This is a genomic window from Streptomyces sp. NPDC047085 (assembly GCF_040643735.1).
Lineage (GTDB): Bacteria > Actinomycetota > Actinomycetes > Streptomycetales > Streptomycetaceae > Streptomyces.
The window spans coordinates 1,147,777-1,166,653 of the sequence record NZ_JBEYUW010000002.1 but is presented as its reverse complement, the minus strand read 5'-3'; the positions used below and the strand labels follow the sequence as shown (position 1 = coordinate 1,166,653).

At 73.6% G+C, this 18,877-nt stretch carries 15 protein-coding genes and 1 pseudogene; 10 read left to right on the top strand and 6 right to left on the bottom strand.

Going from position 1 to position 18,877, the window contains the following annotated elements; translation table 11 throughout:
* The first annotated feature begins 256 nt into the window (after positions 1 to 256).
* The 4 genes from rsgA (at position 257) to ABZ865_RS10865 (ending at position 4,929) form a co-directional block, all read left to right on the top strand.
* Positions 257 to 1,384 carry a ribosome small subunit-dependent GTPase A gene (rsgA, locus tag ABZ865_RS10880; RefSeq protein WP_361227082.1) on the top strand — a complete coding sequence of 376 codons (1,128 nt, stop codon included), beginning with the start codon at positions 257 to 259 and terminating at the stop codon, positions 1,382 to 1,384.
* A 111-nt stretch (positions 1,385 to 1,495) separates the two neighbouring features.
* The gene (locus tag ABZ865_RS10875) at positions 1,496 to 2,920 is read left to right on the top strand and encodes an AlkA N-terminal domain-containing protein (protein ID WP_361227319.1); all 1,425 of its coding nucleotides are present in this window, start codon (positions 1,496 to 1,498) and stop codon (positions 2,918 to 2,920) included.
* Positions 2,921 to 2,932: 12 nt separating this feature from the next.
* A complete protein-coding gene (locus ABZ865_RS10870) occupies positions 2,933 to 3,424 on the top strand; it encodes a methylated-DNA--[protein]-cysteine S-methyltransferase (protein ID WP_361227079.1) in 492 nt (163 codons plus the stop codon).
* A 212-nt stretch (positions 3,425 to 3,636) separates the two neighbouring features.
* A complete protein-coding gene (locus ABZ865_RS10865; protein WP_361227076.1) occupies positions 3,637 to 4,929 on the top strand; it encodes an SGNH/GDSL hydrolase family protein in 1,293 nt (430 codons plus the stop codon).
* On the opposite strand, the gene ABZ865_RS10860 is transcribed toward ABZ865_RS10865, so the two are convergent.
* Positions 4,884 to 5,366, bottom strand: a complete 483-nt coding sequence (locus ABZ865_RS10860) for a DUF456 domain-containing protein (protein ID WP_361227074.1) — start codon at positions 5,364 to 5,366, stop codon at positions 4,884 to 4,886. The genes ABZ865_RS10865 and ABZ865_RS10860 overlap by 46 nt on opposite strands.
* 106 nt (positions 5,367 to 5,472) lie before the next feature.
* Complete coding sequence (locus ABZ865_RS10855; protein ID WP_361227071.1) at positions 5,473 to 6,450, bottom strand: helix-turn-helix domain-containing protein; 978 nt, start codon at positions 6,448 to 6,450, stop codon at positions 5,473 to 5,475.
* 459 nt (positions 6,451 to 6,909) lie between these two features.
* On the opposite strand from ABZ865_RS10855, the gene ABZ865_RS10850 reads away from it, so the two are divergent.
* The 3 genes from ABZ865_RS10850 to ABZ865_RS10840 all read left to right on the top strand — a co-directional run bounded on the left by ABZ865_RS10850 (position 6,910) and on the right by ABZ865_RS10840 (position 11,087).
* The gene (locus tag ABZ865_RS10850) at positions 6,910 to 8,469 is read left to right on the top strand and encodes a protein phosphatase 2C domain-containing protein (protein ID WP_361227068.1); all 1,560 of its coding nucleotides are present in this window, start codon (positions 6,910 to 6,912) and stop codon (positions 8,467 to 8,469) included.
* 27 nt (positions 8,470 to 8,496) lie between these two features.
* Positions 8,497 to 10,239 carry a pyruvate dehydrogenase gene (locus tag ABZ865_RS10845; protein ID WP_361227065.1) on the top strand — a complete coding sequence of 581 codons (1,743 nt, stop codon included), beginning with the start codon at positions 8,497 to 8,499 and terminating at the stop codon, positions 10,237 to 10,239.
* Between the two features lie 431 nt (positions 10,240 to 10,670).
* Positions 10,671 to 11,087 (top strand): ATP-binding protein, encoded by a 417-nt coding sequence (locus ABZ865_RS10840; protein WP_361227316.1) that lies wholly within the window; start codon positions 10,671 to 10,673, stop codon positions 11,085 to 11,087.
* A gap of 81 nt (positions 11,088 to 11,168) precedes the next feature.
* Here ABZ865_RS10840 and ABZ865_RS10835 read toward each other — a convergent pair whose 3' ends face one another.
* Both ABZ865_RS10835 and ABZ865_RS10830 read right to left on the bottom strand, forming a co-directional pair.
* Positions 11,169 to 12,212 (bottom strand): DUF2637 domain-containing protein, encoded by a 1,044-nt coding sequence (locus ABZ865_RS10835; protein WP_361227062.1) that lies wholly within the window; start codon positions 12,210 to 12,212, stop codon positions 11,169 to 11,171.
* 327 nt (positions 12,213 to 12,539) lie between these two features.
* Positions 12,540 to 13,383 (bottom strand): annotated as a pseudogene (locus ABZ865_RS10830) ((2Fe-2S)-binding protein).
* A gap of 249 nt (positions 13,384 to 13,632) precedes the next feature.
* On the opposite strand from ABZ865_RS10830, the gene ABZ865_RS10825 reads away from it, so the two are divergent.
* Positions 13,633 to 14,394, top strand: a complete 762-nt coding sequence (locus ABZ865_RS10825; RefSeq protein ID WP_361227313.1) for a GntR family transcriptional regulator — start codon at positions 13,633 to 13,635, stop codon at positions 14,392 to 14,394.
* A 54-nt stretch (positions 14,395 to 14,448) separates the two neighbouring features.
* Here ABZ865_RS10825 and ABZ865_RS10820 read toward each other — a convergent pair whose 3' ends face one another.
* Positions 14,449 to 15,213, bottom strand: coding sequence for a hypothetical protein (locus tag ABZ865_RS10820; RefSeq protein WP_361227059.1), 765 nt, complete (start codon positions 15,211 to 15,213; stop codon positions 14,449 to 14,451).
* Positions 15,214 to 15,380: 167 nt separating this feature from the next.
* Positions 15,381 to 17,054 carry a PucR family transcriptional regulator ligand-binding domain-containing protein gene (locus ABZ865_RS10815; RefSeq protein ID WP_361227056.1) on the bottom strand — a complete coding sequence of 558 codons (1,674 nt, stop codon included), beginning with the start codon at positions 17,052 to 17,054 and terminating at the stop codon, positions 15,381 to 15,383.
* A 347-nt stretch (positions 17,055 to 17,401) separates the two neighbouring features.
* Between ABZ865_RS10815 and ABZ865_RS10810 the strand changes: the two genes are divergently transcribed.
* Together ABZ865_RS10810 and ABZ865_RS10805 are read left to right on the top strand one after the other, a co-directional pair.
* Positions 17,402 to 18,295 carry a xanthine dehydrogenase family protein subunit M gene (locus tag ABZ865_RS10810; protein WP_361227053.1) on the top strand — a complete coding sequence of 298 codons (894 nt, stop codon included), beginning with the start codon at positions 17,402 to 17,404 and terminating at the stop codon, positions 18,293 to 18,295.
* Positions 18,295 to 18,876: a (2Fe-2S)-binding protein gene (locus ABZ865_RS10805; protein ID WP_361227050.1), complete on the top strand. Its 582-nt coding sequence runs from the start codon at positions 18,295 to 18,297 to the stop codon at positions 18,874 to 18,876. Before ABZ865_RS10810 ends, ABZ865_RS10805 begins: the two co-directional genes overlap by 1 nt.
* Position 18,877: the final 1 nt, after the last annotated feature.

Here is an 18,877-nt window from a genome sequence, read left to right as displayed (position 1 = left end):
CGGGCCGAGCGGAGCCGGCGCATAAATCGGTGGCACGCGCGCGCGTGCCGCTCTAGAGTCAGGACTGCTTCGCACGGCGGCCGATGGCCGTCGTCGTCGACCGTGTGAGGAAAGGGAGGTGTGACCGATGGCTGTCTCTGTGATGGGCGCTGCCCGCAACCAGAAGTTCGTCCACTCCACCTCCGTGGCCTCCGGCTGACCCACCTCACAGCGCAGACCTGCGCGGAGCCGGGGCCACCCCTGTGAAGGGTTCCCCTTGAATCTCTCTTCCGCTTCTTCCTCCTCTTCTGCTTCTTCTTCGGTTTCGTCGCACCCTCTCGCCGCCTACGGCTGGGACGAGGGCTGGGAAGCCGAGTTCGTGCCCTGTGCCGAGCAGGGCCTGGAGCCCGGTCGTGTCGTGCGGGTCGACCGCGGACAGTGTGACGTCGTCACCGCCGACGGGATCGTGCGCGCCGACACCGAGTTCGTCGTTCCCCGCGACCCGATGAAGGTCGTGTGCACGGGGGACTGGGTCGCCGTCGACCCCGAAGGCGGCGACCCGCGATACGTGCGGACGCTGCTGCCGCGCCGGACCGCGTTCGTCCGCTCCACCTCCTCCAAGCGGTCCGAGGGGCAGATCCTCGCCGCCAACGTCGACCACGCCGTCGTCGCCGTCTCCCTCGCCGTCGAACTCGACCTCGGCCGCGTCGAACGGTTCCTGGCCCTGGCCTGGGAGTCCGGCGCACAGCCCGTGGTCGTGCTCACCAAGGCCGACCTCGTACCCGACCCGGTGACCCTCGCCCACCTCGTCCAGGACGTCGAGACGACCGCGCCCGGCGTGCCCGTGCTCACCGTCAGCGCCCTGCACGGAGACGGCCTCGACGTGCTCGTCTCCCTCGTCGGCTCCGGTACGACCGTGCTGCTCGGGCAGTCCGGCGCCGGCAAGTCGACCCTCGCCAACGCCCTCGTCGGCGAGGACGTCATGGACGTACGGGCCGCCCGGGACGTCGACGGGAAGGGCCGGCACACCACGACCACCCGCAACCTGCTCGCCCTGCCCGGCGGGGGCGTGCTCATCGACACCCCCGGGCTGCGCGGAGTCGGGCTGTTCGACGCCGAGAGCGGGGTCGGGCAGGTCTTCAGCGAGATCGAGGAGCTGGCCGAGCGGTGCAGGTTCCACGACTGCGCCCACGAGAGCGAGCCCGGCTGCGCGGTGCGCTCCGCCGTCGAGGACGGGGAGCTTCCGGTGCGCCGGCTGGAGAGCTACCGGAAGCTGGTCCGGGAGAACCAGTGGATCGTGGCCAAGACCGATGCCAGGGTCCGTGCCGAGCTTCGGCGGGACTGGAAGCGGAAGGGAGCCGAGGGGCGGGCGGCGATGGAGCTGAAGCGGGGACGCCGGATGTAGGCGCCCCGCAGAGAAGGGGACAGACCCGCCCGCGCGGGAAAGTCCAGGTAAGCTGCGTGTCCGATTTCCGCCAGCCCGTGTCTGCCGCCGGGTCCCACACTGGAACACGTGATGGACGAAGACAGCAGGTACGAAGCGGTGCGGAGCCGGGACGGGCGGTTCGACGGGGCCTTCTTCTTCGCCGTCGAGACGACCGGGATCTACTGCCGGCCCAGCTGTCCGGCGGTGACGCCCAAGCGGCGGAACGTCCGGTTCTTCCCGACGGCCGCCGCCGCGCAGGGCTCCGGGTTCCGGGCCTGCCGGCGGTGCCGGCCGGACGCCGTGCCGGGGTCGGCGGAGTGGGACGTGCGCGCGGATGTCGTCGGGCGGGCCATGCGGCTGATCGCGGACGGTGTCGTGGACCGGGAGGGCGTCTCCGGACTGGCCTCCCGGCTCGGCTACAGCGCCCGGCAGGTGCAGCGCCAGCTGACCGGGGAACTCGGCGCCGGGCCCGTGGCGCTCGCCCGGGCCCAGCGGGCGCACACCGCGCGGACGCTGCTGCAGACCACCGACCTGCCCGTCACGGAGATCGTCTTCGCGTCCGGGTTCGCCAGTGTGCGCCAGTTCAACGACACGATCCGGGAGGTGTACGCGGCCACCCCGACCGAGGTGCGGGCCGCCGCGCCACGCGGCCGGGGCGCCCGCCGGGCCACCCCGTCCGCGGGCATCCCGCTGCGGCTCGCCCACCGCGGGCCGTACCAGGCCGCCGCCGTCTTCGACCAGTTGGCACGGGAGGCCGTACCCGGTGTCGAGGACGTGAGCGGCAGGCCCGGGAGCCGTACCTACCGGCGCACCCTGCGGCTGCCGTACGGCACCGCGCTCGTCGCCGTCGAGGAACGCGCCCGGGGCCCGAAGGCGGGCGGCGGCACGCATCCGGGCGGCTGGCTCGACGCCCGGCTCCACCTCACCGATCCCCGGGACCTGACCACCGCCGTGCACCGGCTGCGGCGGCTGTTCGACCTCGACGCCGACCCGTACGCGGTGGACGAGCGGCTCGCCGCCGACCCGCGGCTCGCCCCGCTGGTCGCCGTCCGGCCCGGACTGCGCTCACCGGGCACCGTCGACCCGGCGGAGGCCGCGATACGGGCCCTGGTGGGCTCGAAGGACACCCTGGAGCGACTGGTGCGGCGGTACGGCAAGGCGCTCGACGCGCCCTGCGGGAACCTCACGCATCTGTTCCCGGAGCCCGCCGCCCTCGCCGACGCGGAACCCGGCGGGCCGCTGGGCGCGCTGGCCGCCGCGCTCGCCGACGGGACCGTACGACTGGACCCGGGCGCCGACCGGGACGACGCCCAGGAGGCGCTGCTCGCGCTGCCCGGGATGGACCCGGCCGTCGTCGCCACCATCCGGGTGCGGGCCCTCGGCGATCCGGACGTCGCACCGCCCGGCGCGGACGTACCCGACGCATGGCGGCCCTGGCGGTCGTACGCAGTCCAGCATCTGCGAGTCGCCGAGGAGCTGGGGGAAGCCGAAGGAACCGATGAGGGAGTTGGATGACTGATGGAGACCATGGAGACCATCTATTGGGCACATGTGGACGCGCCGGTCGGGCGGCTGCTGCTCACCGCCGACGCGGACGGCGCGCTCACCTCGCTGTCCGTGCCGGGGCAGAAGGGCGGGCGGACCGTCCAGGACGGCTGGCGGCACGACCTCGGGCCGTTCCGGGAGGCGGCGGACCAGCTCGCCGCCTACTTCGCCGGTGAACTCAAGGAATTCCGGCTGCCGTTGCGCGCCCGGGGGACCGAGTTCCGGGAGCGGGTCTGGGATGCCCTGGACGACGTTCCCTACGCTGCCACCACCACCTACGGCGAGATCGCCGCGCGCATCGGCGCCTCCCGGGCCGCCGTCCGGGCGGTCGGCGGCGCGATCGGCGCCAACCCGCTGCTCATCGTGCGCCCTTGCCACCGGGTGATCGGCGCCGACGGCTCGATGACCGGGTACGCGGGCGGAGTCGAGCGGAAGGTGTGGCTGCTCACGCTCGAGGGCGTGCTGGGGGACTAGCTCTAGCTCTCGTCCAGCCCCCCACCTCAGCTCCCAGCCCCTGGCCCGTAGTTCCCTGCCCCCAGCCCAGCCCAGCCCAGCCCCCAGCCGAGCAGCCGGGCACGCCCCGCTGGTCCGAGCGGGTGGACCGGTGATCATGTTCCGGAGCCGCGAGCCGCCCGTGTGGGACCGTCACCTCCGACGGACCGGGCACGGAGAGGGCGGGCACGCGTATGGGCAAGGTCGCACGGGGACTCGCGGCTCTGTTGTTTACCGTGGTGCCGGGTACGGCGGCTGGGGCCACCCCCGTTTCCGCGGTGCCGGGCGGGCCCCGGCCGTGGACCGGGTCCTGGGAGACCGCGCCCTCCGGTACCGCTCCCGCGCTGCCCGGGGCCGCCGTGCGCAACGTCGTGCATCTCAGCGTGGGCGGGAGGGTGTTGCGGGTCCGGGTCAGCAATCGGTTCGGCAAGGTGCCTCTCGTGCTCGGGGCGGTCACGGTGGCCCTGCGGCGGGCGGGAGGCGCGGACGCCGTGCCCGGGACGATGCGTACCGCCACCTTCGGCGGCTCACCGACCGTCAGCGTGGCGCCGGGGCAGGACCTGCTGACCGATCCGGTGCCGCTGGCCGTTCCGGACGCCGCCGACCTGCTCGTCACGGTGTTCACACCGGTCGACAGCGGACCGGCCACCTACCACCGCACCGCCCTGCAGACCAGCTACCTGGCCCCCGCCGGGGCCGGCCGGGCCGCCGACGAGGACGGTTCCGCGTACACCGCCGTCACCCTGTACTGGTACTACGTGACCGGGGTCGACGTCCGCGGCACCGCCGTCGGCAGTGTCGTCGCGTTCGGCGACTCCCTCACCGACGGCACCTCGTCCACCCCCGACGCCAACCACCGCTGGCCCGATTGGCTCGCCGAACGGCTGCGCCCGCGCCGTCTCGGCGTCCTCAACGCGGGCATCGGCGGCAACCGGCTGCTGCGCGACGGCACCGGACCGAGCGCCCTGGCCCGCCTCGACGTCGACGCCCTGGACCGGGCCGGGGTGCGGGCCCTGGCCGTCATGGAGGGCATCAACGACATCAAGGGCACCCCGGCGGCCGACGACCCGGGCGCCTTCGCGGACGCATACCGCACGATCGTCGCCCGCGCGCACGCCCGCGGCATCCCGGTCGTCGGCGTCACCCTCACCCCGTACGCCGGGTATCCCGCCTACACGGCGGCCGGTGAGGTCGTACGACAGCGGGTGAACGCGTTCATCCGCACCGGCGGCGCCTTCGACGCGGTCGCCGACGCCGACGCCGTCGTACGCGACCCGGCCGACCCGCAGCGCATCCTGCCCGCCTACGACCCCGGCGACCACCTGCACTTCAACGACGCGGGGCTGCGCGCGATCGCCGACGAGGTCGGCCGCGCCCTGGGGCACCGAGCCCCTGACCCTGCCCCTGCCACTGCCTCCGCCCCTGCCCCTGTCTCTGCCCCTCAGCCCCACACCACCGCGCCCAGCCATGCCCCGGCGATCAGCTGACAGGCGAACAGCTCCGCGAGCACGCTCGAGCCGCCCGCCCGCATCACCGTGCGCAGGGCGGCCATGGCCTCGCCGTGCCGGCCCAGCCGCAGCCGCTCGTGCAGATAGATCCCGGCCATGAAGCCGGGCAGGGCGCCGACCACCGGGATCAGGAAGAAACCCAGGAACGCGCCGGCGCCGGCGTACACCCGCATGCGGGGGGTCGCGCCGCTCGCCCCCAGCCGGCGCGGGGGCAGTGCCCAGCGCACCACCTGGGACAGCAGGAGCACCACGGTGGCGCCCACCAGGACGGCCCAGGCGACGGGCTGGGGATCCTTCAGCGCCCACCACAGGACCGCGGCCCACACCAGCCACGACCCCGGCACACCGGGCACCAGCACTCCACACAGGCCGGCGACGATCACCAGGCCGACCAGCAGGAGTTCCCACGCTCCCATCTGCCCAGAGTGCAGGAGCCCGGAAGAAACCGCAGGTCACAGCGAGCGCCTTCCCGAGCTGCCACGACACGAGCCCTCACGACCCTTCACGACCCCTCATGAGCCGTCAGCGGGACACCCAGCCCCGCTCGTAGGCGTGCCAGCCCAGCTGCAGCCGGGTCGTCACGCCCGTCAGCTCCATCAGCCGCTTCACCCGCCGCTGCACGGTCCGCAGGCCCAGGTCGAGCTGCTTGGCCACGCTCGCGTCGGTCAGCCCGGCCAGCAGCAGCGACAGCACCTCCAGGTCCGTGGCGTCGGGGCCGTCCGGCTGATCCTCGACCAGTCCGGCCCCGCCCAGCCGCAGCGGCAGCGCCTCGCGCCACACCGACTCGAACAGCCCGGCCAGCAGCTCCAGCAGCCCGCTCGCGTGCACCACCAGCGCCGACGGCTCGGCCGTCCGCGACGTCAGCGGCACCATGGCGAGGGTACGGTCCGCGATCACCAGCTTCGTCGGTACCCGGTCCACCACCCGTACCTGCTCGCCCCGCCCGAGCGCCGTCGACACCTCGGTGAGCCCGTACGGCAGGTCCAGCGCCGCGCGCTCCAGCACCACCCGGTAGCCGACCCCGCGCCCGACGGCCTGCTCCTCCGCGTCGTTCTCCATGCCGGTGACCGCCACGGGGCTGCCGGTGACCAGCGCGCACACCTCAGCGGAGGCGCCCAGCTGGAGCTGCAGGAAGCGCTGCGCGACCGCCGAGGCGCCGGTGACCACCTCCACCAGGTCGTGCACCTCGGGCTCGGCCGCCGCCGCCCGGTACTCCTCGGCGAGCAGTGCCGCCGCCAGCTCCGCCTGCTCCAGCTCGTGCCGCTGCTGGGTGAGCAGCGCGCCGAGCGCCACCCCGGGCGGGGCCGCCACCCAGCGGCCCGGGCGCGCCGGGGACTGGGCCGCGAGGCCCTGCCGCTCCAGCCGGCGCAGCGCGCGCTCGGTGTCCGGCTCGGCCAGCGACAGGCGCCGGGCCAGCTCCGCCACCTCGGTGGCGCCCACGGACACCAGTGACCGGTATGCCGCCTCGTGCGTCTCGTCCAGGCCTATCGCAGCCAGCATCGACCTACGTCCCTCCCCTGAGAGCGAGCAACCCGTCGCGGTGCGCCGTGGCGGAAACCGGCCACGGCACAAACCCGCCGCCGGACATCATCGCCGTACCCGAGGTGCGTCTGCCAAGGTGGCGGAAGCGCGGGACGCGTGGCGGTGCTCATGGCACACGGTCGCGTCCCGGGATCCAAGCCACAATTCGGCCATCGCGTCCGCTCCTCGGCGAGCCGGCCGCGCGGGACGGTGGCCCGGTCCGGTCGCGCGTGAGCGCGCTCAGGGGATCCGGGACCGGGTCACATCGGGTGTCGCCGGGCGGCCCTCCCGTGGGGGGTGGGGTCGCCCGGCGGCCATCAACCCGCCGTCGTACGGCTGTTCGCGCTGTCCCCCGACAGGCCGTTCGAGGCCGGTCGCGAGGCCGGTTTTTCCCGATGCCCCGTTTTCAGACGGCCCGTGCGGTGGACAATTGGGGGCATGAGCCAGCAGGGGGGTAGGCCCGCCCGTCGCGAGGACGACTGGTGGGGGCAGCTGTACGACGACTCCACCGAGGACACCGGCCCCACGGCCGCGCCCGATTCCCTGGACGACCGCTTCGCCTCGGCGAAGAGCACGGTGGCGGGCGCGCCGAGCGGCGGCGAGAGCCGGACCGGGGACCCGGTACCACGGGACCCGCAGCCGTACGAGGAACCGCCCCCGGACCCCGCGCTCCCACCCCAACGCGCCGCCTCACCACCGGCCTCAGCTCCCGACTCACCCCCAGCCTCACCATCGGCCTCGGCTCCGGGTCCGCCGTCGGCCGACCCCTTCCCGCGCCCGATCCCGCCCCGACAGCGCGCCCCTTGGGAGCCCCCGTCGGCCGAGCCCACGCCCCCGGGGACCCTCCCACCCGCCACGCCGCCACCCACGCCACCACTCACGTCACCCGAGCTGCCTGAGGCCCCCGCTTCCGCCACGCCCCACGACGAAACCGTCGCGCGCCCCGAACCCCCCGAACTCCCCGCCCCGGCCCCCCTCTCCCCACCCCTCGCCCCATCCCTCTCCACCCCCGACTACGTCGGCTCCGGCCCTCCCACCTACGACCCCGAGCCCACCGCGCTCCCCGGCGCCGATCCGGACGAGTTGGGGGAGTTGGTCGCCGACACCGTGCTGGACGGGGCCCGATACGGGGCGTGCACGTTGCGGGCCGTCTCTTTGCGCGGGGATTCGGCGCGGTATCGGGGGGAGCCGCGGCGGGACGCGCTGCTGACCGCGCGGTTCGGGGTGGGGGAGCAGGCGCTGGTGCTCGTGGCGATGGCGACCGGGGCGCGGGCCACGCCGGGTGCGCACCGGGCGGCGGCCGAGGCGTGCCGGTGGATCGGGCAGGCGGTGGGCCGCAGCCACCAGCGACTGGTCGAGGACCTCCGAGCGGCCCGGCGAGGCGAACTCAAGTCCGGGCTGCACCGGCTGACCGACCGCAGCCTGGGCAAGCTGCGGGCCGGTGCCGTCGAACAGGACCTGGACCCCGAGGAGTACACGGCGAGCCTGCGCTGTCTGCTGCTGCCGGCCGACCCCGACTGCCGTACCCGCGTGTTCTTCGGCGCCGGTGACGGAGGGCTGTTCCGGCTACGGGAGGGCGAGTGGCAGGACATCGAGCCGCGGGTGTCCGCCGCCTCGGGCGCCGGCGAACCGGTTGTCGGGTTCGGCTCGCTGCCCGCCGAGACCCCCGAGGGCGACCGGCTCACCATGGACCTCGGCATCCCGACGCCGCCGAGCCCGTACGAACCCGCCGCCGGGCCCGGCCCGGCAGGCGCCGCCGAGCCGCCCCGCGAACCGTTCCGCTTCCGCGCCTCGGTAGCCCGCCCGGGTGACGTGCTGGTGATGTGCAGCGGCGGGCTCGCCGAGCCGCTGCGCGGCGAGCCCGCACTCTGCGCCTACCTGGCCCACCGCTGGTCCCGCAGCGCCGCGCCGGGCCTCGCCGCGTTCCTCGCGGACACCCAGGTACGGGTGAAGGGCTACGCCGACGACCGTACGGCGGCGGCCGTGTGGGAGGCGTGACGGCGGTCTCTGTGCGTGGATGGAGGCATGGCCAAACAGAACGTCGCCGAGCAGTTCGTCGACATCCTCGTCCGGGCCGGCGTGCGCCGCCTCTACGGCGTCGTCGGCGACAGCCTGAACCCGGTGGTGGACGCCGTACGCCGCAACTCCGCCATCGACTGGATCCATGTGCGGCACGAGGAGACCGCCGCCTTCGCGGCCGGCGCCGAGGCCCAGGTCACCGGGAAGCTGGCCGCCTGCGCCGGCTCCTGCGGGCCGGGCAACCTGCACCTCATCAACGGCCTGTACGACGCCCACCGCTCCATGGCCCCGGTGCTCGCCCTCGCCTCGCACATCCCGTCCAGCGAGATCGGCCTCGGCTACTTCCAGGAGACCCACCCGGACCGGCTGTTCCAGGAGTGCAGCCACTACAGCGAGCTGATCTCCAACCCGAAGCAGATGCCCCGGCTGCTGCAGTCCGCCATCCAGCACGCGATCGGCCGGCGCGGGGTGAGCGTGGTCTCCCTCCCCGGTGACATCGCCGCCCAGCCCGCCCCGGAGAAGTCCTTCGAGAGCGCCCTGGTCACGTCCCGGCCCACGATCCGTCCCGGCGACGCCGAGATCGACAAGCTGGTGGAGCTGATCGACGCGGCCGACAAGGTCACCCTCTTCTGCGGCAGCGGCACCGCCGGCGCGCACGCCGAGGTCATGGAGTTCGCGGAGAAGATCAAGTCCCCGGTGGGGCACGCCCTGCGCGGCAAGGAATTCATCCAGTACGACAACAAGTTCGACGTCGGCATGAGCGGGCTGCTCGGCTACGGCGCCGCCTACGAGGCCACCCACGAGTGCGATCTGCTGATCCTGCTCGGCACCGACTTCCCGTACAACGCCTTCCTGCCGGACGACGTGCGGATCGCGCAGGTCGACGTACGGCCCGAGGTGCTGGGCCGCCGCTCCCGGCTCGACCTCGCCGTGTGGGGCGACGTCCGCGAGACGCTGCGCTGTCTGATCCCCCGGGTGCGGGAGAAGACGAACCGGCGCTTCCTCGACAAGATGCTGAAGAAACACGCCGACGCGCTGGAGGGCGTGGTCAAGGCGTACACCCGCAAGGTCGAGAAACACGTCCCCATCCACCCGGAGTACGTGGCCTCCGTCCTCGACGAGGTCGCCGACGACGACGCGGTGTTCACCGTGGACACCGGGATGTGCAACGTGTGGGCCGCCCGCTACATCTCGCCCAACGGCCGCCGCCGGGTCATCGGTTCCTTCTCGCACGGCTCGATGGCGAACGCGCTGCCGATGGCGATCGGCGCCCAGTTCACCGACCGGGGCCGGCAGGTCGTCTCGATGTCCGGTGACGGCGGATTCACCATGCTGATGGGCGACTTCCTGACGCTCGTGCAGCACGATCTGCCGGTCAAGGTCGTCCTGTTCAACAACTCCTCCCTCGGCATGGTCGAGTTGGAGATGCTGGTCGCGGGCCTGCCGTCGTACGGCACCACCGACGTCAACCCCGACTTCGCCGCCGTCGCCCGCGCCTGCGGGGCCTTCGGAGTGCGGGTGGAGAAGCCCAAGCAGCTCGCCGGGGCGCTCAAGGACGCCTTCAAGCACAAGGGGCCGGCCCTGGTGGACGTCGTCACCGACCCGAACGCGCTGTCCATCCCGCCGAAGATCAGCGCCGAGATGGTCACCGGGTTCGCGCTGTCCGCCTCGAAGATCGTGCTGGACGGCGGCGTCGGCCGCATGCTCCAGATGGCCCGCTCCAACCTGAGGAACGTGCCCCGGCCCTGAAACCGGCCCTGAATCCGGCCCCGTCGAGGGGCGGTTTCCGGACAGTTTCACACCGCGTGACGGGACAGGCGCGCTTGGCAGTGGACGGGCGTGCGCAGTCACGATGGGGCGCTCGTGGCGTCGTACGGCGCCTCGGGCGTCCCGAGCGCGGGGGTGGCGGGGCGCGAGGGCCGGCCGGGACGCCGTACGGGGGTGGCCGAACAGACGGCCGTCGGCGGACGGCCAGGACTGGCCCGAGGACCGTTGGGCAAGGATCCCCGTGAACGTGTTCGACCACGAGGGGCAGGTCCGGCAACGTGCGGGCGGGGGTCATGACGAGGCAGGCACGAGGGGGCGGTCCCGGCACGATCGGGGCCTCCTCGGCGACGGCGGAGGAAGAGACCGGCACCATCGGGGAAGCGACCGGCACCATCGGGGGAGAGACCGGCATCATCGGGGAGAGGACCGGCACCGGTGCGGAACGCGCGCACCGGCTCCGGCGGACACTGGGCCGGGCCGATCTCGGGGCGGTGCCCAAGGCGCGCCGGGAACTGCGCGAACTGCTGCGGCACTGGGGCAGACCGGGCCGCTCGGAGATAGCCGAACTACTGACCAGCGAACTCGTCACCAACGCGCTCGTGCACACCGACGACGACGCCGTCCTGACCGCCGTCGTCTCCCCGGACGGACTGCGGGTGGAGGTACGGGACTTCGTCGCCCGCCGCCCCCGCCTGTGCGCCCCGGACACCGGGGACGGCACCCACGGCCGGGGCCTGGTCCTCGTCCAGTCCCTCGCGGACGCCTGGGGCGTGAGCCCGCACGGGGTGGGCAAGTCGGTGTGGTTCGAACTGGGCGCCGAGGCGGCATGAGACGGCAACGGGACGGGGCGTGACCCGGAAGGCCACGCCCCGTCCCGTAAGTCGGCTGAGCCCCGAGCGCAGGGCCGGCGTCTAGCCGAACTGCTGCTCGAGGTCCTTCAGCTTGCGCTCCAGCGAGTCCAGCCGCGGCAGCGCCATCGTGTCGTCCTCCGCCGTCAGGTCGACCGTGACCTGCTCAGAGCCCTTGCGGACCGGCTGAAGGGAGGGCCGAGAGCGTACGGGCAGCGCTTCCGGCGCCGATATGGCAGGCTCCGCGGTCGCCGGCGCCGGACCACGCTCCACCGCCTGCACCTCGACCTGCCGGCCGGTGCCGCGACCGACGAAGCCGCGGTGGCCCCGGCTGATCGCCTTCAGCTGGGCGCGGTCCAGGCGCTGCTGGTCCCGCCGGCGCTGCCGCGCCTCCTCCTTCTGCCGCTTGTCGTCGCGCACCTCCTCGACCGCCTCGTCCAGGCTGCGCACGCCCTCCAGGAGCATCAGCGACCAGGCCTTGTAGGTCTCGCGGGGAGCCCGCACCCAGCGCACGATCCGGATCTGCGGCAGCGGACGCGGCACCAGACCCTGCTCGCGCAGCGCGGCCCGGCGGGTCTGCTTCAGCGCCCGGTCGAACAGGACGGCCGCCGACAGCGACATGCCGGAGAAGAACTGCGGCGCACCGGCGTGCCCCGCGCCCCGGGGCGCGTGCACCCAGTTGAACCAGGCGGCGGCCGCCGCGAACAGCCACACGAGTATGCGGGAGCCGAGGGCCGCGTCGCCGTGGCTGGCCTCGCGCACCGCGAGGACCGAGCAGAACATCGCCGCGCCGTCCAGACCGAACGGCACCAGGTACTGCCAGCCGTCCGTCAGCCCGAGGTTCTGTTCGCCGAAGCCGACCAGGCCGTGGAACGACAGGGCGGCCGCCACCGCCGCACAGCAGAAGAGAAGCACGTAGGAGGCCGTGCCGTAGATGGCCTCCTTGCGCCTGCGACGCTCCTCGCTGCGCTCCCACGAGTCGTCGGCGCTCGTGTTGTCCCCGGAGGAGCGCTTGCCTCGCGCGAGCACCGCAACCGCCGCCAGCATCCCCAGGAGCAGTACGGCGCCCGGAAGCAGCCAGTTCAGCGATATGTCGGTCAGTCTCATAGGGGTCCCTTGCATTGGGATAGGGCGTAACGCCCGCCATAGTGGCCCACTCCCGACGGCCCTCAGGGGGTTTCGGGGCAAGAGGCCGCCAAGGAAGTGCAAGGGGATGCCCAGGACGGCGTTCTGCTCGAACTGCCGCTTGAGGGGCGGGAGTTGAGTTCGAATAAGACTACCCGTACGGATGGTTCCGCGGAAAGTTCCCGCGAAAGGTGGGGAAGTTGTGAATGACCTGTCCGGGTCGGGTGGTCCGATCGCGATGATCCTAGTGGACGCGCGGCCGTGCTCCGGACCGTCGGCGGCCCCGGGGCGGCAGGGGCTGAGGCACCCTCAGGCGGCGGTGGCGGCCGTGAGTTTGGCGATCCGGTCGGCGTCGCAGGTGCGGGGGCAGGTGGCGCAGGTGTCCTCGGGGCGCACGGTGTAGAACATGCAGCAACTCGCCCGGTCCCGGGTGGCCAGCGGCTCGCCGTCCGGACCGGTCAGCACCCGGAACGTGGCCGAGCCGGCGTACGGCCGCGTCGCCCCCGGCAGCAGCAGCTCCAGCTCCCGCACGGCCCGCCGCTCCTCGGCCGCGCCGAACAGGTGTGCGACGCACCACAGCCCCTCCATGACCTCGTCGGTCGCCATACCCCACAGTGCCCGTCCGCGCCGCCGCATCCGGGGTCCGAAGGCGGCGAGCACGGGCTCCAGGTGCTCGGCGACGGCCACCCGCATCGGCCCGCAGCGCCTCCTCGTCCGGTACGACGACGGCGCCGGGCAGCGTGGCCGCCGGGTCACCCGGCAGGCAGGCGAAGGAGACGGGGCGTACGGCCATGCGGCCGGCGGCGCGGTCGTACGAGACGTGGGCCACGGGCAGCCGGGGCACCCGGCGGTGCAGGAACCAGGGGACGGTGATCAGCAGACAGGCCGGCCAGGCGTAGCGGTGCAGGCCGAAACTCGCGACGACGTCGGGGCGGGCCCGCCGCCCGTAGTCCCGCAGCACCTGTGCGTCGTCCCGGGCGAGAAAGGCGTCGAGGTGGTCGCCGCCCGCCGCGAGCGCGGCGCCCGTGACCCAACTCTCACCCCGGGGCAGCGGCTCGCGTTCCGCCGGGTCCAGGACCGTCACGGACAGACCCGGGTACGCCTCGGTGAGGCGGGCGTACGCCGTGGTGAGCGGCGAGATCGCAGCGGGCATGGCGGGACCACCGATCCTTGATCACGGGCTTGAGCTGCAAAGGTAAGGCTAGCCTTACTCAATCTTCAGGGGGGTTTGAACCGCCGCCTTGTACGCCTAAGGTGCTTGACGGACAAGTGACAACCCGTCGTTAATGACCCCGACCACCGACCCGTCGACCAGCCGCTGGAGGATCCCGTGAAGCACGGCCTGCACGACTCCGCGGGCGCGAGGGGACCGCAGAGCGGGCCACGGGCCGCCGCGGCGCGGGTGCCGGTGCAGCCCGGTGCCGGCGATGCCGCCGACGCCGTCGACTCCGGGGCGCCGGTGCGGGAGCGGGATGCCGGGGTGCCGACGGCGCGGGGCGAGCACACGCACAGCGAGCGGCCGATTCCGGAGCCCCGGACCCTGGTGCAGCGCTCCTCGGTGCGCGGGCAGATCCTCGACGCGCTGCGTACGGCGCTGGTGCGGGGCGAGCTGCGGCCGGGGGAGGTCTACTCGGCGCCGGTCCTCGGCGAGCGGTTCGGGGTGTCGGCCACGCCGGTACGGGAGGCCATGCAGCAGCTCGCCCTGGAGGGCGCCGTCGAGGTCGTGCCCAACCGCGGCTTCCGGGTCGTCGAGCGGGGTGTGCGGGAGCTGTCCGAGCTGGCGGAGGTGCGGGCGCTGATCGAGGTGCCGGTGGTGCTCCGCCTCGCGCGCACCGTGTCCGCCGACCGCTGGGCCGAGCTGCGGCCCCTCGCGGAGGAGACGGTACGCGCGGCGGCGTCCGGCTGCGCCGCGACCTACGCGGAGTCCGACCGGGCCTTCCATCGGGCAGTCCTGGCCCTGTCGGGCAACCAGCAGCTGGTCCGGATCGCGGACGACCTGCACCGCCGCGCCCAGTGGCCCCTGGTCGGCGGCTCCGTGCGCCACGGCCGGGCGCATCTGATCGCCGACGCGGCGGAACACACGGCCCTCCTGGACGCCCTGATCGCGCGCGACCTGGACGTCGTACGGGCCCTGGTGGGGGAGCACTTCGCGGGCGCGAGCTGAACGGTTGCCCTCTGCTGGTGCCGGCCGTGCAGCCAGGGGCCCGGAACCCCGCTCCTACGCCGTCGCCGCCCCCGGAGCCGGTGGAGCCAACTGGGCGGCCAGCCATGTAGGCACACCCCCCAGCAGCCGGAACAACCGCCGGGCCTCCTCCCGCAGTCGTGACGCCTCCGGTTCGGACTCCGTGTCGGCCAGGGAGGCGAGGGCGGGGGCCGTGCCCACGAGGTAGCCCAACTCCTCCCGGATGCGGAGGGATTCGGCGAAGCCGTGCCGGGCCTCGGCCAACTCGCCGTCCCGCAGGGCGAGTCCTGCGAGGTGGCGCCAGGTGAAGGAGAGCAGGAGCGGGTCGGCGTGCGCGGTGGCGGCGGCGTGGGCCCGGCGGTACGCGGCGCGAGCCGCCTGCGGGGAGCGGGTGAGGTTCTCGGCGAGCAGGCCCCGGCGGAAGTCGAGCAGCGCCCGCCCCGGAGCCCCCGGAGGGATCAGCGCCGCCGCCCGCCCCAGTGCCGCCCGCGCCTCGTCCGCGCGGTCCCGTACCCCGTGCAGCGTGGCCGCGTAGGCGAGCTGGCCGCGTTCGCACGCGGCGGCGCCCCGCTCCTCGTCGGTGTGGGCCACCGCCTCCGCCGTACGCAGCGCGTCCTCCGCGTCCTCCCAGCCCCGCTCGGTGTACAGGCACCGTTCGACGAGCAGGGTCGCGCGCTGGAGCGAGCCCGTCGGCGTGTCCCGTGGCAGCAGGGCCGCCGCGTCCGCCCAGCAGGCCCGCGAGCGCAGCCGCCACACCGCGGTCTGGAGCGGATCGTCACCGGTCGTTCCGTTACCAGACATGGCGGGATGCGCCACGTTGCCCTCCCCGAGCACGCCGTCGAGCTGTTGAGTGGTGGCGGCATTCCAGCACCAATGGCGGGGCCGGGCCAAGAGGGTGGGTGAAAGATTTCACAAAGTGGCGGTGCTTTGGCGTGACTTGGTTCGGCCGCCGCGCGCCCCGTCTGACCTCAGCTCATGCGCAGTGCCAGGAAGAAGTCCAGCTTGTCCTCCAGGCGCGAGAGGTCCCGTCCCGTCAACTGCTCGATACGGCCGACCCGGTAGCGCAGCGTGTTGACGTGCAGGTGGAGACGGGTGGCGCAGCGGGTCCAGGAGCCGTCGCAGTCGAGGAACGCCTCCAGCGTCGGGATCAGTTCGGCGCGGTGACGGCGGTCGTAGTCCTTCAGCGGGTCCAGCAGGCGGGCCGTGAAGGCGCGTCGGACGTCGTCCGGGACGAAGGGGAGCAGCAGGACGTGCGAGGCCAGTTCCTGGTGGCCGGCCGCGCAGACCCGGCCGGGGCGGGCCGCGGCGACCCGGCGGGCGTGCCGGGCCTCCTCCAGGGCGCCGCGCAGCCCCTCCGCCGAGTGGACGGCGGCGCTGACGCCGAGGGTGAGCCGGCCGTCGTCGTTCAGGCCCGCCGACAGCGGCTCGCGCACCGACTGGAGCAGGGCGTCGGCGAGCAGGCCGGTCTCCGAGCCGTCGTGCTCGGCGGAGACGGCCGGTAGGGGGACCAGGGCGATCGCCTCGTCGCCCGTGTGCGCGACGGCGATGCGGTCCGACTGCTCCGGGCCCGTGGCCAGGGGGTCGACCAGGACCTCCTCCAGCAGCGACTGGGCCACCGGGCCGCCCTCCACCTCGCCGCCGTCCCACTCGACACGGGCCACGACGACCTGCCAGTGCGGGGCCGCCCCGAGCCCGGGCAGCAGCACCGGAGCCGCGACCCTCAGGCGCGCGGCGATCTCGGCGGGCGCGGCACCGGTCTGCACCAGCTCCAGCACCTCCTGGGCGAGCCGGCGCCGTACCGTGCGCGCCGCGTCCCGGCGGTCCCGCTCGACGGCGATCAGCTGGGTGACGCCCTGGAGCAGGTCGAGGCGTTCGGCCGGCCAGTCGCCGGCGTCCGCGTCGACGGCCAGCAGCCAGTCCGACAGGACCGTCTCGCGCACGTCCCGGGCGGCCCCCGGGGAGCGGCCGGAGGAGCGGATCGGGAAGAGGGAGTACGTGGTGCCGCCCAGCGGGACCCGGTGGGGTCCGCGCCGGCCGCCGCGGGTGGCGGCGAGGTGCTCGGCGGCGAGCTGCGCGCAGGTCTCGGGCGGCAGTTCCGGGCCCACGACCTTGGAGCCCGCGATCAGCCGGCCGGTCGGCGAGAGCACCCAGGCGCGCAGGTCCAGGTCGGTGCCGAGCAGGTCCAGGACCACGTCCGGGCCGCCGCCCGCCGGGCCCGAGGTCATCATCCGCCGGTGCCGGTCCACCACCGCCGCGAGATCCCCGGCCCGCTCGCCGGAGACCTGCCGGACGACGTACTCGGTGATCGTCGCGAACGCCACCGACTCGTGCACCGCGAACAGCGGCAGCCGGTGCCGGGCGCAGGCCAGCACCAGGTCCTCCGGCACATCGCCCAGCTCGGCCTCGCCGGCCGCGAGGGCCGCCACCCCGGCCTGAACCAGGATCCGTACGAACGGCTCGGAGTCGTCGGCGTCCCGGCGCCAGGCCAGGCCCGTGAGCACCAGCTCACCGCCGGAGAGATAGCGGCTCGGGTCGCGCAGGTCGGTGGTCATGACACCGCGGACCGAGCGGTCCAGCTCGTCCTCGCCGCCGAGCAGCCGCAGGCCCAGCGCATCGGTGTCCAGAAGTGCGCGCAGCCGCATCTCGTCGCCGCCGTTCTTTGTCTCGAAAACTACGATGGATCTTGTCTGGGTGACGGGGGAGTGGCCCGGCGCGGGGGCACGCCGGCCGTACTCCGGGGTCGTCCGGCTGTTACCTGCGTTTCCCGAGGAAAACGGAGAGGTTACCGATGACCTCCGTTCATACGAATCTACAAGATGCCCGCCGTGGCCAGCCAACTCCTTCATGGTTTCGGTGACTGACCCCGTTGGAGCACGGAGCGGTGTACTGACTCCACTCCGCGTTAACAGGACATGAACGAGCCGGGCCCGCCGCACACGGATTGGCTCAATCTGTACGACCCACGAGACGAAGAAGAAGAGAGCCGGTCATGGACTTCCTTCGCCCCGCCAGCTGGGAGGAGGCGCTCGCCGCGAAGGCCGAGCACCCCACCGCTGTGCCGATTGCGGGTGGCACCGATGTGATGGTCGAGATCAACTTCGACCACCGGAGGCCCGAGTACCTGCTCGACCTCAACCGCATCGGCGACCTCTACGAGTGGGAGGTCGGCGAGGACACGGTGCGGCTGGGCGCCTCCGTCCCGTACACCAGGATCATGGAGAATCTCCGTGCCGAGCTGCCGGGCCTCGCGCTCGCCTCGCACACGGTCGCCTCCCCGCAGATCCGCAACCGCGGCGGCGTCGGCGGCAACCTCGGCACGGCCTCGCCCGCCGGTGACGCCCACCCCGCCCTCCTCGCGGCCGGCGCCGAGGTCGAGGTGGAGTCGGCGGCCCGCGGCACCCGGCTGATCCCCATCGACGCGTTCTACACCGGCGTCAAGCGCAACGCGCTCCAGCCCGACGAGCTGATCCGCGCGGTGCACATCCAGAAGGCCGACGGCCCGCAGCAGTACTCGAAGGTCGGCACCCGCAACGCCATGGTCATCGCCGTGTGCGCCTTCGGCCTCGCCCTGCACCCCGAGACCCGCACCGTGCGCACCGGCATCGGCTCGGCCGCGCCCACCCCGGTCCGCGCGAAGGCCGCGGAGGAGTTCCTGAACGCGGCGCTCGAAGAGGGCGGCTTCTGGGACAACGGAAAGATCATCACCCCGTCGGTCGCCAAGCAGTTCGCGGACCTGTGCTCCGCCGCCTGCAACCCGATCGACGACGTCCGGGGCACCGCGAGCTACCGCCGCCACGCGGTCGGCGTGATGGCCCGCCGGACGCTCACCTGGACCTGGGAGTCGTACCGCGGCACCCGCCGCACCACCGAGGGAGCTGCGTGATGCGCGTCAACTTCACCGTCAACGGTCGTCCGCAGGAAGCCGACGACGTCTGGGAGGGCGAGAGCCTGCTCTACGTCCTGCGCGAGCGCCTGGGGCTGCCCGGCTCGAAGAACGCCTGCGAGCAGGGCGAGTGCGGCTCCTGCACCGTGCGCCTGGACGGCGTGCCGGTCTGCTCCTGCCTGGTCGCCGCCGGGCAGGTCGAGGGCCGCGAGGTCGTGACCGTCGAGGGCCTCGCGGACCACGCCAAGCAGCGCGCCGAGGGCGGCTGCGCCACCAGCGCCTGCGGCACCTCCCTGCAGGACGCCCAGCAGTGGGGGGCCAAGGGCACCGACTCGCAGACCGGCGAGGGCGCCGAGCTCTCCCCGATCCAGCAGGCGTTCATCGACGCCGGCGCCGTCCAGTGCGGCTTCTGCACCCCGGGTCTGCTCGTCGCCGCCGACGAGATGCTGGAGCGCAACCCGAACCCGACCGACGCGGACATCCGCGAGGCGCTGTCGGGCAACCTGTGCCGCTGCACGGGCTACGAGAAGATCATGGACGCGGTCCGCCTTGCCGCCGCGCGCCAGTCCGAGGGGGTCTGAC

Bases quoted from the DNA above. Each gene is read 5' to 3' on its own strand.
- ABZ865_RS10850 (WP_361227068.1), top strand. From the start codon at position 6,910: ATGAGCCAGCAGGGGGGTAGGCCCGCCCGTCGCGAGGACGACTGGTGG.
- ABZ865_RS10865 (WP_361227076.1), top strand. From the start codon at position 3,637: ATGGGCAAGGTCGCACGGGGACTCGCGGCTCTGTTGTTTACCGTGGTG.
- ABZ865_RS10805 (WP_361227050.1), top strand. From the start codon at position 18,295: ATGCGCGTCAACTTCACCGTCAACGGTCGTCCGCAGGAAGCCGACGAC.
- ABZ865_RS10835 (WP_361227062.1), bottom strand. From the start codon at position 12,212: ATGAGACTGACCGACATATCGCTGAACTGGCTGCTTCCGGGCGCCGTA.
- ABZ865_RS10815 (WP_361227056.1), bottom strand. From the start codon at position 17,054: ATGCGGCTGCGCGCACTTCTGGACACCGATGCGCTGGGCCTGCGGCTG.
- ABZ865_RS10820 (WP_361227059.1), bottom strand. From the start codon at position 15,213: ATGTCTGGTAACGGAACGACCGGTGACGATCCGCTCCAGACCGCGGTG.
- ABZ865_RS10845 (WP_361227065.1), top strand. From the start codon at position 8,497: ATGGCCAAACAGAACGTCGCCGAGCAGTTCGTCGACATCCTCGTCCGG.
- ABZ865_RS10870 (WP_361227079.1), top strand. From the start codon at position 2,933: ATGGAGACCATCTATTGGGCACATGTGGACGCGCCGGTCGGGCGGCTG.
- ABZ865_RS10810 (WP_361227053.1), top strand. From the start codon at position 17,402: ATGGACTTCCTTCGCCCCGCCAGCTGGGAGGAGGCGCTCGCCGCGAAG.
- ABZ865_RS10860 (WP_361227074.1), bottom strand. From the start codon at position 5,366: ATGGGAGCGTGGGAACTCCTGCTGGTCGGCCTGGTGATCGTCGCCGGC.
- ABZ865_RS10875 (WP_361227319.1), top strand. From the start codon at position 1,496: ATGGACGAAGACAGCAGGTACGAAGCGGTGCGGAGCCGGGACGGGCGG.
- ABZ865_RS10855 (WP_361227071.1), bottom strand. From the start codon at position 6,450: ATGCTGGCTGCGATAGGCCTGGACGAGACGCACGAGGCGGCATACCGG.